Here is a 15746-nt window from a genome sequence, read left to right as displayed (position 1 = left end):
TGACCACGACCGACCGCGCCCCCACTGAGGCCACCTACGGCTAGGATCGGCTCGTCGGGGCCGATCGCGTCCTCGCCGACGTCGAGCGACGCTTCGGACTATCGCCCCTTGAGCGAGTAACGCCCTCAACCCTCGTGGGCAGAATCCGCCAATGGGTTGCCGACCGGGTCGGTGTTTCTGAGCGCTCTTGCGAGGCCCGATGTGGCCATCTCCGTGCCGCGGATTTGTTGGGCCTCGGTGGCCCAATGGATCGGCTCATCCGTCTTCGGTAGGCCTGAAGGCCCCCACACGTACGAGACGAAGGGCAACCTGGAGGGGGTTTCCTCGAGCGCTCTCGCGATACTGCGTCGTTCGGCTGTCTCCTGGTACCACTCTGGAACCATCGACCCGATGATCGCCGGGAGATCCCGAACGCCCACATCCGCGCGAAACGTCACAATCAGGTCGTCAAGGCGAGCCGCATACTCCCGTTCATCGAGAAAAGGCTCACGAATACAATCCGATTCGCCCTGCGACCAGAGAAGGCAGACAAGGCGCGACCCAGCATTTGCATGCAGAGCGTCGGTGACGCGAGTAACGAGCCGAAGATATAGATTCTCTGGGTCGTCGACGAGTTCGCGATTCCACGTGCCCACCCCCGGTTTGTAGCCTGGCGGACAGGGTTGCAGTGACGACGTCGTGAAGCCCGTTGCGCCCTCGGCGGCAGAGACGAGCAGCACTCGTCGCTCGGGCGCGAGCGTTCGAACGTATTCCCTCGCGAACTCGGGCAGCAGGTAGGTCTCGCTCGACTCGACCACACGACTGGTCTCACCCTCCCAGATGTGCACCCGCGCATCCTCTGCGCGCTCTCCGAGAATCGGTTCGTCTGACTGCAATGCGTTGGACTGTCCAGCACCGACGATGATGTCGAAGCCGGCGGCACTCACGGCAGACGCCATCGCGTGACGACCGTCGAGTGAGCGCTCAACTCGCAGTCGCCCTGTGCGTCAAACTTCGCCGATGCGCCAACCGACTCGCCGATAAAGCCCGCTGGAGCCTCAAGCCTCACCACCTGCGCCTCTGATGTCTGGTTGGCAACGACCGTGAGGTAGCCATCGCGCAACCGCAGAGTCCGGAGCACGATGGCACCGGGTGTCGACGTGAGCCTGAACGGATCGGTGCGGAAAGGTTCGACCAGTGGTGCGAGAGCCTCGGCGAGTCGCTGCGGACTGCTCTGGAACGAGGCCAGCCCCAACAGTTGCGGAAGCCACACTACGGTTCCCTGTTGTGTTCCGGCTGGTCTGCCCTCGACGGAGGCGATCGCTTCTCCGGTTGTGATTTCGAGCTTCGTTTCCCACATGTGCATCGAGAGCGGCGCTCCATCCCCCAGCAACAATTCGACGTCGTGCGCGGGCAGCTCGATCTCGATCGGTCGCGCGCCCACCAGCGCTTCGAGCGGGAACACCTTCTCCATTGGCCAGAACATGCCGGTGCGATCGTAGAACCCGGAATGCCCCTCGATCACGACATGATTACCCAGCTGCACGAAGCGCTGCAGTCGCGACAGCAATTCAGAGCTCATCACCGTGACGTGGGGCACGATCAGCAGATGCGGTTCTGCGCGTGAGTCCTCCCACCCGAAGTCATCGGCATGGGCGATCGCCGGGGTCACGCCGAGCGCCGCGAGCGCCTCAAACACTCCGAGCAGGCTCAGCAGGTGCGCGTCTTTGCCCCTGCCCGGTGCTCCATCGCCCTTCTCTCTGATCCATTGCTGGGACATCGTCTCGGGACTCACCAGAAGAGTCACATTGGCGACCATGGGCTCGGAGCCCTCCAGGCCGTCCAGATCCTTATTGATGCAGGTGATCACATCCGAGATCGCTCTGAGTCGGTCGGTCGGACGGCGCAGATAGTCGAGAAGGCTGAATTCGCCTGCCTCCCGCGCCTTCCATCTGCCGTTGAGCATCCACATGACGACCCGCTCGGCGCCGCTTGCGTAGGAGACCCAGAGCCATTGAGCGAGCTGGATCGGATCGGGCGAATAGGCGCTGTCATGGGAGAAGTGCACGTGTCCGCCCACGAGCTCCGTCACCCAGACAGGTTTCGAGCCCATGGCGCCCTGGAGAAGTTCGATCACATAGGAGAACGCAAGCGTGTGCCGCTCTGCGCCGAATGCCCGCATATGTAACGGATAGATCGATACCCCCAGGGAATCCAGAAACTCCCGCCACTGGGGGAAATCGAAGGAATGCCCAGCGAGGTTGGCGATAACCCCGTGGGGATTGGCGTGCAGCGGGTGGTCTGGATCGATACGTCGAACCTGTGCGGAGACCCACCCCATGTACCAGGCCAGGTGGTCTCGCCAGAACTCCTGCCAGTCCATCAGCGGCACAAGCCAGACCACGGGGTCGAAGTCGGATTCGCGAAATTCGATCTCGTCGAAACTCGCGTATGGGGCGTGAGGAGTCAGTGCGCTTCGTTGTATCCATGCCGTGTTGAGTTCGTCGATTGTTCCGTATCGATCGCTCAGCCATGCGCGGAACCGCTGGCGCGCAAACGGCGTTTCGGCGGGTGGCTGTCCTGGCTCGTTCATGACGACCCAGCTTTCGAGGGCAGGTGCGTGACGGAAGTGTTCGATGACGCGAGTCAGATATTCCTCGCCCATCGTCCAGCGTTCGCTGGTATCGGGCACGTTGCCGAGCGTCGCCGATTTGCCCTGCGGCCAGATCGTTGCGGTGATCTGAACCCCGTGGCGGTGAGCCGAGACGAACACCCTGTCGAAAAGATCGAAGTCCCACACGCCCGGTGATGGATTGACGTAGTTCCAGTTCAGACTCACTCTGGCCAGCAGCATCTGATGCTGGGCCATCGTGTCGAAGACGGCGTCGATCTCCGCATCGGTGTCGTACTCGTCTGGCGCGAACCAAACCTGTGCGCCGAGAACGCGTCGCCCGACGTGACGCTGACTGTCATTCATGATTAATCTCCACTATGCAGGATGGCGCGGGCGACGCGAAGGATGAGATGAGGCGGAGTGATCCCTCATGGTGATTGAACTCAAATTCCGCGATGCTGTCAGACCGCTGGTTCGCGACGAGAACGCGATCTCCCACGAAGGCGAAGTGTCTGGGCCATGTGCCACCGCAGGGCACCTCGGTGTGCAGTCGCAGGGATTCTTCCGACCCGTCGAAGACCGCCACAGTGTCGCGGCCCCTGTTCAGAACAAGAACCCACCGGCCAGTGGGGTCGGTTGCAACATGAGATGGCTGTGACTGATCGTCTGCTTCACCCCCATAGCTGCGGATGACCTGCACCTCGCGCGCGTCAGATGCCGTGATGGACAAGATGTGAAGAGCAGAGTCCAGTTCCCCGATCACAACCAACCGAGACCCCAGCCAGGTCATGTGTCGCGGACCGGCACCCGCCGCGATGGGAATGGTGCGTATGACGCGAGGCTGATCCGCTTCAACGTCGAGTTCGACGAGGCAATCCGATCCGAGATCTGAGACCAGCACGGTTCCCCACGAGGTCTCGACCGCATGATGGGCGTGGGATGACTCCTGCCGGGGTGCCCGGCCTGACGGCAGCTCCGGGAACCTCACGGTATGGAGCCCCGGCATGAGGGTCACAGAGCCAGATCCATAATTCGCGATCAGGATCTGAGAGTCAGGGAGCACTACCAGGAAGCACGGCGCGGACTCGTGAAGCGCGATCTGACTCGTCGTAAAGACGTCCAACTGGCTCAGAGTCAGCTCCACGAGCTGGCCGCTATCGGCCTCGACAACGCCCGTGAGCCCGTCACGAGTGGTAGCGATGAAAGAAACGCGTCCAGGTCCGCCGCGACCGACGGCCTCAAACCCTTCAGTCGTGCGTCGGTACAGCGTCACAGCCCCGTCAGGTTGATAGGAGCCGGTAGCGATCGTGTAGTTCACAGCCCAGACCCAGCTGAGGCGATGAGGCCCTTGATGTAGCCAATCGCATATGCCCACGAGGTGAGGTCGCCGCCCACCATCGTCGGGACGTGGTCCGCGATGATCAGGCCATCGAACCCGACGCGGTCGAGCGCCGAGACAACGGCTTTGATGTCTCCGTAGCCATCATCGATGAAGGTCTCTGTGAACTCGGGCAGGGGTGCGCTGACATTCCGGAGATGGACCTTCCACAGCTTCCCCCGGCGAGCGAACTCGTCAATGGCAGTGAGCACACCGCCGCTGTGGCTGCCGCCCTCGAGCCACGTACCGACACAGAGGCAGGCCCCCAGCGCAGGGGAATCTACGGTGTCGAAAACTCGAACATACCCGTCGAGGCTGGAGAAGGCTGGCCTCGGAACTCCGGCCACCACCGCCTGAGGGGGGTCGTCCGGATGAACCCCAATTCGGACGCCCAGATTCTCGGCCACCGGGAGCACTCGATCGAGGAAGTAGAAGAGGTTGTCCCAAATTTCCTGTTCCGAGAATGTGCGGCCGTGACTCAGCGGCGTGTGAAAACGGTCGTCAATCCAGAAACCGTACGCGTCACGTTCGCTATAGCTGCGAGTGACCGCACCGCCGCGCGTTGCGCTCGGCGGAGACGTCCAGATCCCGTTGCCCATATGGGCGTAGGTCATGTACTGCATCCCAAGATCGGCGATCTCGTGGAGATGTTCGGTGAATGCGGTGATTCTTTCGTCCCGGCCCGGCAGGTTCAGCGTCACCTCGGGCATGTTGCGCAGGCGCTTGTCGGCGATGTTTCCCACCTGCAGTCCGCTCGCGGTGATCCGTGCGACCGCCTGTTGCAGGTCCCCGGGGCCGGGCTCGCTCAGGTTGACTGAGACCACATCGAGCCCAAGTTGTTTGACGAAGTCCAGTTCGCGAGTCCCGAAATCCTGGGTCAGTTGATAGGAGAGCTTCATCAGTTGACTCGTTCCACGCTGAGGGTCTGCAGGTCGCGCCACGACGTCAGCGGTGAGAAACCGAGCACGTTTCTCGCGTGCGCGGAACTCCACGCTGGTTCATTTCCGATGATCGGCTCGCGAATCTCGACCGAGGGAAAGTACTGTCTCAGCAGGGTTTCGGTGGGAGCTTCCATCAGGGTGTCTGGGGCAACGATGTTCACGGTAGTGGTCGCGGCGTCGGCCGCGATTGCTGCGACGAACGCGCTCGCGAGGTCGTCGGGTCGGACGTAACTCCAGATGTCCCGAAACCAGACTCCCCCAGTGGGATCGGCATTGGCGAGGGCAACTCGATCCAGGAGCATCTCGTCGATGGACACCCACGGGAAGCGAAGCGCGATCGCGGTGAGTCCCGTCTCGCGCGAGAATGACTGCCCTATCCTCTCGACAGTGCCTTTGGCGAGAGCATAGTGATCGGCGGCCCGGAGGGGATGCGCTTCATCGATCGGAAAGTACAGCGGCTCCTCGGGACGTTCCGCCCATGCGCGTCCGAGCGCCGAGGCGCTGGAGGCGGCCACAACACGCGCGATGCCGAGGTCGGCTGCCACCTGGTAGGCGGCAAAGGCAGCCATCACGTTGGTGCCAAAGCTCACCTCCGGCGTGTCGGGCAACGGCCGGGGAACTCCAGCGAGATGGACGATTGCATCGCACCCCTGCGCCACCTCGGCCAATCCCGAGCGATCCGTGACATCCAATGTCGCCGTCACTAGCTCTGAATGGTTGCCCTCAGGGCGCTCGGGCCAGGCGATATCCACCGCGACAACGCCGTGGCCCGCCTGGAGAAGCCCGAGGACGACATCGCGGCCGACCCGGCCCGCGGCCCCGGTTACCAGCACTTTCTTCACTTCTGTCCCATCATTGCGTCAGCCCTATCGAGAAGTTCGTCTAACAGTTGTGCCGCCGGAGCGTCGATGCGAGGTGAACCAGGCTCGCGGACGACTGTGGAGGAGATAACCCCCCGTTTACGAAGAACTTCTTTGCAGAACGCGGGCCCTCCGTACTGGTCTTCCATCGATGCAAGCGGCAGCAGCACCGAGTGCAGGTCGTGAGCGCGCTCCAGATCTGAGCGTTCGAGAGCCCCCCACAGCTCCACGTTGAGTCGAGTGAACTCACAGCCGGGCATCGTTCCGGCGAGGCCGCGACGGTACTCATCCATAAGAAACCGGCTGCCTTTTCCGCCCATGACGCCTGTGAGACCGTCGCCTGAGCTTGCGAGCAGAGCCGTAATAACGTGGCTGGACCGAAGAGTCTCCTCCTTCACCCAGGAAACGTGCCGGATCCGCTTGGTGAGCTCGAGCATCTGCGAGGCGCTCATAGGTGTGCCGATCGGGCCCTCCGCATTCTGAACGAATACGGGCCCGTCGAATGCAGCCGAGAGCACCTCGAAATATTCGATCACCCCCGCCAAAGTCGCTTTCCTGACATAAGGAGGAAGCGCGATTGCCGCGCTCGCGCCAGCATCACGCGCCCGGGCCCCCGCCTCCCGCACGGCTCGGGTTGATGCGGCCGAAACGCCGGCGATCACCGGGACTCGTCCGTCGGCCGCGTTGATAGTCGTGGCCAGCACGAGGTGCGCTTCTTCCTCGGTGAGGGTGAAGAACTCGCTCACAAACACGGGCGTTACGAGACCATGGGCGCCTTCCGAGATGCACCAATCGACAACCGATGCCAGCGCACCCAGATCGACGTCCCCGGATTCGTTGAATGGGGTGACCGGGATGCTGAAGATGCCGCGAAACCTGGTCATGCTGTCGTCTCCGCCGCTGAGAATGCTGGTCGCAGCAATTCGTTCTCGTCCGGTGGCAGGTGAGGGTCTCCCCCGGTGAAATCGGATCCGCTGCTGCCGACCAAAAAGTCGAAATCGGCACCGCGGTCGGCCTGAAGCACGTGATCCACGTACAGGCGGGCATAGCCGCGCTGGAACCGCACCTCATCGCGCGCAAGCAGCGCTCGGCGGACCTCGAGCTCGGATTCATCCACCTCCAGCGAAAGGCTGCGGTTCGGGACGTCGAGCCTAATGATGTCACCCGTGCGAACCAACGCGATCGGCCCACCCTTGGCCGCCTCCGGTGCGACATGAACGATGACGGTGCCGAATGATGTGCCGCTGATCCGGGCATCCGATATGCGCACCATGTCGGTCACTCCCGCCGCCAGCAGCTTGCGCGGGATGGGGAGCTTTCCCACCTCCGGCATCCCGGGGTATCCAGCCGGGCCCGCGTTTCTTACGACGAGAACTGACGTCGCATCAATGTCGAGGTCGATGTCATCGATGTGGAGCTGGCACTCGCGGATGGAATCGAAGACGACCGCCCTACCGCGGTGAACCATGAGCGACTCGCTCGCGGTCGCCTGCTTGATAACAGCGCCCTGCGGAGCAAGGTTTCCCCGCAGAACGGCTGTACCGAAGCCGGTTCCCAGCGCGGTCTCGACAGTTCTGATCACATCGTCGTCGTAGCACTCGGCAGAGGCAAGGTTCTCACCGACCGTGCCGCCGCTGACGGTGATCGCGTCGAGATGAAGGTGATCGGTGAGACGGGCCATCAGCGCTGGCAAGCCGCCGGCGTGATGAAAGTCCTCCATGAAGTACGTTCCGGTGGGTTGCAGATTTGCCAGGAGAGGAATGTCCCTGCTCCACCGGTCGAAGTCGTCGAGAGACAGCTCGACGCCGACCCTCCCTGCGATCGCCAGAAGATGCAACACCGCGTTGGTCGATCCGTTGAGTGCCGCACTCACTTTGATCGCGTTCTCAAAGGCCGCCCGGGTCATGATCGCGGACGGTCGCAGATCCTCAGCGACCATCTCAACGATGCGTCGGCCCGCCTCATGCCCCGCGAGCCGCCTGCCTGTTTCCGGGGCGGGTATCGAAGAAGTCCCCGGAAGCTGCATGCCGAGAGCCTCGATCGTGCTGCCCATGGTCGACGCCGTTCCCATCACGGCGCAGTGGCCAGCGCTCCGGGCGTAGCAAACTTCAGTAGCAAAGAACTCATTGGGCGTGATTTCGCCGGTTCGCACCTGGTCAGCCATTTTCGACGCTGTGGTGCCGGTGCCCAGCGGTTTACCTCTGAATCGGCTCGTGAGCATCGGTCCGCCGGTAACGACGAGGGTGGGGATGTCCACACTCGCTGCCCCCATGAGCTGCGCTGGCGCGGTCTTGTCGCAACCGCCCAACAACACGACTCCGTCGATCGGACTGGCCCGGATCATTTCCTCGACGTCCATGCTCATGAGGTTCCGGAAGAGCATGGTCGTTGGCGCCATATTCGTCTCGCCGAGACTGATCGTCGGGAATACCAGCGGAATGCCGCCGGCGTCCAGGACTCCGCGCTTCACGGACTCCGCGATATCGCTCAGATGCGCGTTGCACGGAGCTAAATCTGACGCGCTGTTCGCGATGCCGATCACGGGCTTCCCGGACCTCAGCGCGCCCTCGGGCAGCCCAAGAGAGTGCATATGCCCGTTACGGATGACGGAGATCATCGTGTTGGAACTGTAAAACTGGTTGCTCCGCAACCGCTTCGCCTTGATCTGCATCATCGCGGCACCCCCATGCCTAGCTCGACAACGTCTGCCGCCGTGATGGACTCGACCGCACCGCCGATGCCGACGGCGCGAGCGCCTGCCCGGAAGTACTCCTCCGCACTGGCCACCTCGACCCCACCGGTCGCCACAAAAGAGACGTCGGGAAACGGGCCACGAAGCTGCCGCAGCCCGGCGGGGGTGAGCACTGACGCAGGAAACAGCTTCATCCACGAAAATCCGGAACTCATTGCCGCCTGAATGTCACTCGGAGTAAACACACCGGGGAGGTGAGGAAGGCCGTGTTCCCCGCTGGCGGCGACGACGAGCGGGTCAAGCCCGGGCGCGACCGTGAACGCTGCTCCCGCCTCCCTCGCCCTCGCGACGAGCTCGGTCGAGACGATGGTTCCCGCTCCGACCTCTTTACCGAGCGTCTTGCCGAGTTCGACTGTCTCGCGCAGTGCGACGAGCGAGCGAGAATCCTGAAGCGGGATTTCGACGAGGTTCACCCCGGCGGCCCAGACTGATTCCGCGAGCGCAAGGGTGCGATCGACTCCGTGTCCTCGCAGGATCGCGAGGATCGAACCGGGCGGCAGAGCGTGAGAGAAGTAGGAGGCGCTGAGCGCCCCCACACCGGTCACGGCGTTATCCCGACGAGTCGCAGGCTCGCGAGTGCCGTGAGGTCGCCCTGGTCCGTCGAGCTGAGCAGCGCTTCGCGGGCCGTGAGGTGGCCAAAGCGCAGCCGGTCCGCAGCGTCGCTGCCGTTGAGAAAGGCGTGGATCCAGCCTGCGGCGAAAGCGTCTCCGGCGCCGACAGACTCAACAACATCAACCTGGAGAGCAGGCACTGCCACAGTGTGATCCGGCCCGAATTCTGTCGCTGCGATGGGGCCGTCTTTGACGACAAGGATGGGCACCTCCGGGAGCAGTTCACGAACGTCCGCTGAAGTCGTCGCCCCCCAGAGGTCATCCGCTTCATCCAGGCCGACGAAGACGACGGTTGCGCGACGAGACAGTGCTCGAAGCGTCTGCGCGGCGGTATCGCGATCCGGCCACAGCACGGGGCGGTAGTTGACGTCGAAGCTGACAGGGATGGATGCTCGACGAGCACGGTCGAGCACATCCTCCACGGCGGCAAGGCAACTGGGCGACAGCGCGGCGGTTATCCCGCTCACATGGATCCACAACGGATCGGCCCATTCGATGCCCTCGATGTCGCTTGCGTTCATTCGGGATGCTGCGGAGTCATCCCGGTAATAGAGCACTCGTCGAGCCTCTGGATCCGGGTCTTTGAAGAAGACCCCGGTGCGCGCGCTCGGATCGAGCACGACGAGCGCGACGTCGACGCCCTGCGCTTTCACCTCATCGAGGATGCGATGCCCGAGAGCATCGTCACCCAGACGCCCGAACCAGGCCGCTGGTGTGCCAAGGGCCGCGAGCGTGACGGCGACATTGGTCTCGGCGCCACCGTGCCGAAGCAGAAAGAACGGCGCCGTCAACAGGGATTCCGAAGTGGCGGGCACTATCTGTGCCATGGTCTCCCCGATGCACACCACGTGGCGGTCCGGTCGGGCTGCACTCACTTTCCAAGCCCAGCCGTGAGTCCCTGCACAATCTGCTTGGTCGCGAGGATGAAGAGGATCAGCAGCGGGATGGTTGCGATGACCAGGCCGGCAAACAGGCTGGCTCGGTCGGTTTCGTACTCGCTAAAGAAGGTCGTGAGTCCGACCGAGATCGTGTAGTTCTCCCTCGACCGCAACAGCACCAGCGGCATCAGAAACTCATTCCAGATGGGCACGAAGCGGAAGACCGCCACTGTCGCGACCGCCGGCCACACGAGCGGCAGCATGACCTGAAGGAACGTACGGAAGTACCCAGAACCGTCGATGGATGCCGCTTCTTCGAGCTCCACGGGAAGCTGACGGAAAAACGCGGAGAGCACGAAGATCGAGAAGGGGACGCCATTCGCCCCGTAGATCAGGATGAGGCTGAGGGGCGAATCGATGAGATTGAGCGAGTCCATCAGGTAGAAGATGGGCAGGATCGCGAGCATCATCGGCACCATCAGCCCGGAGATGAACAGCGCCTGCAGAAGCCTATTGCCCACGAACTGCCAGCGAGACAGGGCGTATGCCGCGGGCAATGAGACCGCCGTCGACAGCACGACCGCGCCCACGGTGACGATGACGGAGTTGCCCACGTAGGTAGCAAATGATGCCTGAGTCCAGGCATTCACGTAGTTCTCGATAGTTGGTGAGGTGGTGAATGGCCAGGGATTGGCAATCAGTTCGGCGCTCGACCGGAACGAGTTCAGGAACATGATCAGCAGCGGCACCGCTGAGATCGCGGCGTAGCCCCACATGGCAATCCAGATGAGTGGATGCACCTTGAAGTGGCGCTTCTTACGCGGCCGATACCTGTCGGTTCGGCCAAGGGTGAGGTTCGTCATGACAATTTCCGCTCTTGCCGAGCAAGCAGTCGGGTGGCGAGCACGGCGCCGCCGAAGATGAAGATGAGCATCAGGGTCGCCAGCGCAGATGAGAGTCCGAGCGCATCGATGAGGCCAGATTGGAACGAGACACGATAGAACAGCAGGCTCAGGACGTCTGTTGCGCCAGCGGGCGAGCCCGTGGAGCCTCCCACCGCGTAAGCGAGGGTGAACACCTCCATGCTGGAGATGAAAGTCAGGATCGACACGGTGCCGATGACGGGCGTCAACATCGGACCGGTCACGTACCTGAACCGCTTCCATCCGTTTGCTCCGTCGATAGCCGCAGCGTCATTCAATTCCACGGGAAGCCCTCCCAGGGCCGCACCATAGAGAAGAACGGGGAAGCCCATCCATTGCCAGACGCTAATAAGGATGAGCACCGGCAGGGCGAGCGTTGGGTCGCCGAGCCAAGGCAGGGCGAGCGCGTCCAGGCCCACTACCCGGAGAGCTTCGTTGACAAGCCCGAATTGCGGCGAGAGCAGCAGGCTCCAGAGGTAGCCGACGACAAGCGGGCTGACCAGGTACGGGGTGGTGTAGAGCGTCTGGAACAGGCGCCGCATCCGCTTGAAACGCTGGAGCTGGACGGCCAGGAAGAGACCGATGCTGTTCTGAAGCACAACGGTTCCGGCGAAAAACAGGAGGTTGTGCCCGAGCGCTCTCGGAATCTGCTCAGAGAAGGGCAGATCGGTGAAAAGCCTTATGTAGTTGTCAATTCCGATGAATCCCTGCTGACGTGTTCCCTTCCAGTCGAAGAAGCTGTAGCTCACCGCCTGCAGCAGGGGAAAGAGGAGGAACACCGCGAACAGAGCAAAGGCGGGAAGGATGAAGAGGACGACCACCCGAAGGGGGACCCGGCGAGCCGAGCCCCCCTTCGAGGCGAGCCGCATTGGCGCAACGGTCATCGTGTTAGTTCTTCACCGGGACGTACCACTGGTCGATGCCGCGCTGAATGTTCGCCGCCGCCGCCTTCGCGTCCTCCTGACCGAGCCACATCTTCTGCACGGCTTCGCCCATCAGGTCGGTTCCCGAGGGTGTGCCGTAACGCAGGTTCGCAGAACCGAAGTAGTTGACGCCGTGGTCGGTGTAGGCGTCAAACGCTTCCTGCACCAGAGGGTCGGATACGACGACCGTGTCAAGTGCTGGCATGAGGGCGGTGAGATCGGAGTAGCGCTGTGAGAATTCCAATCCCGCGAACCAGTTCAACACCTCGGTCGCCACCTCTTTGTTCTCGGCCCTTGTCGACATCGCCCAGCCACCGTCGACGTATCCGGGCGTCACGGGTTTCGCGGACGGCCAGCTTGAGTCAACCGGCATGTCGAAGATGCCGAATTCATAATCAGGCGCATTGTCACGAAGTCCCTGGACCTCCCAGGCACCGGAGGGCAACATCGCAGCCGCACCGGTGAAGATCAACGTGCGAGCCTCTTCGTTGGATGTCCCGACGATGGATTCGGGGAAGTACGGCTGCAGCTCCTTCATGATCTCGAGCGACGCGACGTAGTCGGGGTCACTGAGGTCGGTCTTGCCGGCGAGGAATGCCTTCTCGAAGTCGGCGCCACCGCGGCGAGCGGACCCGAGAGTGTCGGCCACCAGTGACAGCTGTGGAACGTTGTCTCCGCCGGTAACCAGTGGAGTGATGCCGGCTGCCTTCAGCGCGTCACACACCTCGATGAATTCGTCGTAGGTAGTCGGCACCGAAAGTCCGAGCTCGTCAAAGATCGTCTTGTTGTAGAACACCTGCATGGTCTGAATGCTGAACGGAATTCCGTAGACGAGACCGTCTTGGCGGTTCTTCGTGCCGGCGAGCACGTTGTCGCTGTAGTCGGCAATGCCAGGGACGATCTCGTCGAGTGGCTCTAACGATCCAGCTTCTGCGAACTGCTCGATGACGCCGTACGACTTCACATGCAGAAGGTCAGGCCCCTTTGACGCCGAGAGCCCTGTGGCCAGAATCTGCTGATATTCCTCCGCCTTGAAAGTGCGGAAGTCGAGGGTGACGTTTGGGTTCTCTTCGTTGTACAGGGCTGCGAGCTCTTCGAAAGCAGCTACGTCGTTGGTCCGCCACGACCAAATCGTCACGGTGGTGTCTTCTGCGACGGCGGGCGTGGCCGAAGCGCAGCCCGTAATCGCGATAGTGGCCGCGGTGAGCACTCCCGTCATTGTGAGGAGTTTCCTAGCAAGTTTCTTTTTCATCTCTGCTCCTTTGGAGAGGTAGGGTTCAAGGGTCGTAATCGATTACGAGGAGTAAAGCACATCGAATTCGGTGGTGTCAACCGACGTGCCGGTATCGACGAAAATTCAAACGTGCACGAGCAAACTCGCCCAGGCTTGCATGCCACGGTAGCTTGGTGCGGACAAGGGAGGTCAGCCAGTGGGTGAACAGGTAACCATCAAGATGGTCGCTGACCATGCCAGCGTCAGCGTCGCGACCGTGTCGTACGTGTTGAGCGGACTCCGGCCCGTCTCGGACGAGAAAAAAGATCGAGTGCGAGCAAGTGTGAGCGCGCTCGGCTACAGTCCCAACCAAATCGCCAAGAGCCTGCGCACGCAGCACACCGCGATGATCGCGATCGTCGTCCCCGACATCACCAACCCTTTCTACCCGGCAATCGCGCGCAGCATTCTCGACGATCTCGACGAGGCAGGATTCGACGGAATCATCTGCTGCTCGGACGGTGATCCCGAGAAAGAGGCACGGATAATCGAAAAGATGGTCCTTCGTCGCGTTGATGGCATCGCGGTGTGTTCTTATCGGCACGACCCTTCCACTCTTGAGGCAGCCCGCCGGGCGGGAATCCCCACGGTGTTTCTCGGCAACGCTGGGGCAGCAGACGGCGACTCCGTCGTTCTCGACAGCGTCGGTGGCAGTCAGGCTGCGACGGAACATCTCCTCGCCCTGGGGCATCGCTCTATCGTCTTTCTCACCGGAACGTCAGACACCGACGCGACCGCAGACCGTCTCCGCGGCTACGAAACAGCAGTGCACGGAAGCATTGAAGAACTCTCAACCCGCATCATCCGCACCTCCATCAGCCAGGAGGGCGGCCGGGAGGGTGTTCGACAAATTCTGGGAAGCGGGAACCTCCCGGACGCCATTGTGTGCGCGAACGATCAGATGGCCATAAGCGCGATGAGCGAGCTCACCCGTGCTGGCATCAGGGTGCCGCAAGACATCTCGGTTGTTGGATTCGACGACATTGAGGCGGCGGCCGTGGTTACGCCGAGCCTCACCACTGTCTCAAACCCAGCCCCCAAGATCGGAGCCGCCATGGCAGAAACACTTTTGGGTCGCATCGACGGCTCCGTTACTGGCGGGCCACGACGGATCGAATTGGCGGTCACGTTGATGCAGCGCGATTCGACCCGGCGCACGACGGGTTAGTCGGGCCCCCCACCGAGGAGGCGATCACCCCCGCCGGGTGTCACATTCCGCTGCAAGTTGGGCGCTGCGCCCGACATCAAGATGACGTCGATCCCCGGGGCGGCATCAGGCCACGAAAACGAACCCTGCACGCCGGGGTGCAGGGTTCGTTTTACTGTGCGAGGAGCGTTACTGCCGAACGAGTTCGCCGCAGGCGACCGGAAGTGTGGCCCACGCCGGGAGTCCCGGCAGCGATTGCACGGAGGCCGGCAGCGGATTTGCAGGATCGATACCGTGAATCACAACGTGCCGGTCGCCCAGCTTCAGTGCCCCTTTCAGTTCCTTTTGCAGATGCGATTTGGATGCTGCCTGGCTGTACGCATAGCTTCCGGAGGCGTCTGAGACTGGAAAGTCGAGTGACGGCGCGAAGCTGCCGACGTCGCTGTCCAACGAAATTAGAACTGCGCCGTACTTGGGGAGGCCCTCAATGACGTCGACGAAGCCGTCATTGTTGACGTCATCGCTCGCGACTGGACACATCGTCCCTGCGTGAATGTGCTGGGGGTGAAGCGTGAGCGGAGTGACGCCCGCCACGCTAATCGTGACGGTAAGGTCGTTGCCCTTAAGGTTGACGACCGCGCTACCGCTCGCTGTCGGGATCGTATAGGTATCCGAGCCGACCGTGTGTTCACCAGCGTTCAGTGGTTGTAGATCTGCCACGTAGTCGTGCCCTGATTTGTTGTGTGACGAAACCGGCACCGCGGCGGCCCCAGTTATAGCCAGCAATAGTCCGGCGGCGGAAGCGCCAGCAATGAGTAGAGATTTGCGCATTATTTCACCTTTGAAAATTTGCAACGGCGTCGATGTCACCCCCGAACGGGTGTCAGAGGAGCGAGCCTGCACGCATCGTAAGTCTGACTCCTGGCGAATCACAACGGGTAGACGCGCTTCACCGAAAGTGCATGAGAGATGATGCGCAGACGTCGATGCTCTACCCGACCGCGTACTCGACGGTTCTGCGCACCTGAAGCCTGGTTTGCCACCCAGATTATTGAGCAGGTGGCACAATCCACGCACGACGAAGAGTTGGCGATCGGAGGCGTCAACATGGTGTGGCGTAGCGGCAGTGCGGCCGCTCACGGCTCCCGTGGGGCGATCTCCCGAATGACATCGGTCCTGCCGCGGCGTCCGCGACGCTCGCGCTGAGTCATGCCTTCAAAATGCACGATCAGCGACGGCTGGCTAGTCCGCCCTTCACCCCCTAGCTACGCGGCAACTCGATAATGCGCGCATGATCCCGAGCTTTGGGCGAAGCCAAATGCATCATGATCGTCTGGTCGATTGGTGGAAATCGAGCTGTTTGCAGACCACGTCGGAGGGATCTCGCGCGAGCTTAAAGCCACCCATGACGCTGACCTCATCTCGCGATCCCAATCGGACCTGGCCCACCCGATGAACGACAAAAAT

Annotated in this window: 14 protein-coding genes; 1 reads left to right on the top strand and 13 read right to left on the bottom strand. The window is 62.0% G+C overall.

The annotated features are described in order from the left end of the window. Nucleotides 1-125: 125 nt before the first annotated feature. Genes QMG83_RS06820 through QMG83_RS06765 form a run of 12 tightly spaced genes read right to left on the bottom strand, consistent with a single transcriptional unit; the run spans nt 126 to nt 13111 of the window. Complete coding sequence (locus QMG83_RS06820) at nt 126-938, bottom strand: sialate O-acetylesterase (protein ID WP_283504629.1); 813 nt, start codon at nt 936-938, stop codon at nt 126-128. Further along, on the bottom strand, nt 923-2956 hold the full coding sequence (locus tag QMG83_RS06815) for a beta-galactosidase (protein ID WP_283504628.1): 2034 nt from the start codon (nt 2954-2956) through the stop codon (nt 923-925). The genes QMG83_RS06820 and QMG83_RS06815 overlap by 16 nt, the downstream gene beginning before the upstream one ends. Next, nucleotides 2949-3911 carry a lactonase family protein gene (locus QMG83_RS06810; RefSeq protein WP_283504627.1) on the bottom strand — a complete coding sequence of 321 codons (963 nt, stop codon included), beginning with the start codon at nt 3909-3911 and terminating at the stop codon, nt 2949-2951. The genes QMG83_RS06815 and QMG83_RS06810 overlap by 8 nt, the downstream gene beginning before the upstream one ends. Further along, on the bottom strand, nt 3908-4870 hold the full coding sequence (locus QMG83_RS06805) for a mannonate dehydratase (RefSeq protein ID WP_283504626.1): 963 nt from the start codon (nt 4868-4870) through the stop codon (nt 3908-3910). The genes QMG83_RS06810 and QMG83_RS06805 overlap by 4 nt, the downstream gene beginning before the upstream one ends. Further along, nucleotides 4870-5754, bottom strand: coding sequence for an NAD-dependent epimerase/dehydratase family protein (locus tag QMG83_RS06800; RefSeq protein WP_283504625.1), 885 nt, complete (start codon nt 5752-5754; stop codon nt 4870-4872). Before QMG83_RS06800 ends, QMG83_RS06805 begins: the two co-directional genes overlap by 1 nt. Continuing rightward, the gene (locus QMG83_RS06795; RefSeq protein ID WP_283504624.1) at nt 5751-6656 is read right to left on the bottom strand and encodes a dihydrodipicolinate synthase family protein; all 906 of its coding nucleotides are present in this window, start codon (nt 6654-6656) and stop codon (nt 5751-5753) included. Before QMG83_RS06795 ends, QMG83_RS06800 begins: the two co-directional genes overlap by 4 nt. Beyond that, nucleotides 6653-8446 carry a dihydroxy-acid dehydratase gene (locus QMG83_RS06790; protein WP_283504623.1) on the bottom strand — a complete coding sequence of 598 codons (1794 nt, stop codon included), beginning with the start codon at nt 8444-8446 and terminating at the stop codon, nt 6653-6655. The genes QMG83_RS06795 and QMG83_RS06790 overlap by 4 nt, the downstream gene beginning before the upstream one ends. Next, nucleotides 8443-9069: a bifunctional 4-hydroxy-2-oxoglutarate aldolase/2-dehydro-3-deoxy-phosphogluconate aldolase gene (locus QMG83_RS06785; protein WP_283504622.1), complete on the bottom strand. Its 627-nt coding sequence runs from the start codon at nt 9067-9069 to the stop codon at nt 8443-8445. The genes QMG83_RS06790 and QMG83_RS06785 overlap by 4 nt, the downstream gene beginning before the upstream one ends. Next, a complete protein-coding gene (locus QMG83_RS06780; protein ID WP_283505522.1) occupies nt 9066-9980 on the bottom strand; it encodes a sugar kinase in 915 nt (304 codons plus the stop codon). Before QMG83_RS06780 ends, QMG83_RS06785 begins: the two co-directional genes overlap by 4 nt. A 26-nt stretch (nt 9981-10006) precedes the next feature. Beyond that, nucleotides 10007-10876: a carbohydrate ABC transporter permease gene (locus QMG83_RS06775; protein WP_283504621.1), complete on the bottom strand. Its 870-nt coding sequence runs from the start codon at nt 10874-10876 to the stop codon at nt 10007-10009. Next, entirely contained in the window at nt 10873-11820 is a 948-nt protein-coding gene (locus QMG83_RS06770) for a carbohydrate ABC transporter permease (protein WP_283504620.1), read from the bottom strand. Before QMG83_RS06770 ends, QMG83_RS06775 begins: the two co-directional genes overlap by 4 nt. Before the next feature lie 4 nt (nt 11821-11824). Next, nucleotides 11825-13111 carry an ABC transporter substrate-binding protein gene (locus QMG83_RS06765; protein WP_283504619.1) on the bottom strand — a complete coding sequence of 429 codons (1287 nt, stop codon included), beginning with the start codon at nt 13109-13111 and terminating at the stop codon, nt 11825-11827. Between the two features lie 178 nt (nt 13112-13289). Here QMG83_RS06765 and QMG83_RS06760 point away from each other — a divergent pair, with 178 nt between their 5' ends. After that, nucleotides 13290-14300 (top strand): LacI family DNA-binding transcriptional regulator, encoded by a 1011-nt coding sequence (locus QMG83_RS06760; protein WP_283504618.1) that lies wholly within the window; start codon nt 13290-13292, stop codon nt 14298-14300. Nucleotides 14301-14468: 168 nt separating this feature from the next. Here the strand turns inward: QMG83_RS06760 and QMG83_RS06755 are convergent, their stop codons facing one another. Then, nucleotides 14469-15110, bottom strand: coding sequence for a CHRD domain-containing protein (locus QMG83_RS06755; RefSeq protein ID WP_283504617.1), 642 nt, complete (start codon nt 15108-15110; stop codon nt 14469-14471). Between the last annotated feature and the right edge of the window lie 636 nt (nt 15111-15746).

The organism is Salinibacterium sp. G-O1 (assembly GCF_030063305.1).
In the GTDB taxonomy this organism is placed as follows: domain Bacteria; phylum Actinomycetota; class Actinomycetes; order Actinomycetales; family Microbacteriaceae; genus Rhodoglobus.
The sequence above is the reverse complement of the archived record's forward strand: the minus strand, read 5'-3'. Positions and strand labels throughout refer to the sequence as shown.

Excerpts from the sequence above, each read along its gene's own strand:
- QMG83_RS06795 (WP_283504624.1), bottom strand. The coding sequence starts at position 6,656 with ATGACCAGGTTTCGCGGCATCTTCAGCATCCCGGTCACCCCATTCAAC.
- QMG83_RS06775 (WP_283504621.1), bottom strand. The coding sequence starts at position 10,876 with ATGACGAACCTCACCCTTGGCCGAACCGACAGGTATCGGCCGCGTAAG.
- QMG83_RS06765 (WP_283504619.1), bottom strand. The coding sequence starts at position 13,111 with ATGAAAAAGAAACTTGCTAGGAAACTCCTCACAATGACGGGAGTGCTC.
- QMG83_RS06790 (WP_283504623.1), bottom strand. The coding sequence starts at position 8,446 with ATGATGCAGATCAAGGCGAAGCGGTTGCGGAGCAACCAGTTTTACAGT.
- QMG83_RS06815 (WP_283504628.1), bottom strand. The coding sequence starts at position 2,956 with ATGAATGACAGTCAGCGTCACGTCGGGCGACGCGTTCTCGGCGCACAG.
- QMG83_RS06805 (WP_283504626.1), bottom strand. The coding sequence starts at position 4,870 with ATGAAGCTCTCCTATCAACTGACCCAGGATTTCGGGACTCGCGAACTG.
- QMG83_RS06770 (WP_283504620.1), bottom strand. The coding sequence starts at position 11,820 with ATGACCGTTGCGCCAATGCGGCTCGCCTCGAAGGGGGGCTCGGCTCGC.
- QMG83_RS06755 (WP_283504617.1), bottom strand. The coding sequence starts at position 15,110 with ATGCGCAAATCTCTACTCATTGCTGGCGCTTCCGCCGCCGGACTATTG.
- QMG83_RS06820 (WP_283504629.1), bottom strand. The coding sequence starts at position 938 with ATGGCGTCTGCCGTGAGTGCCGCCGGCTTCGACATCATCGTCGGTGCT.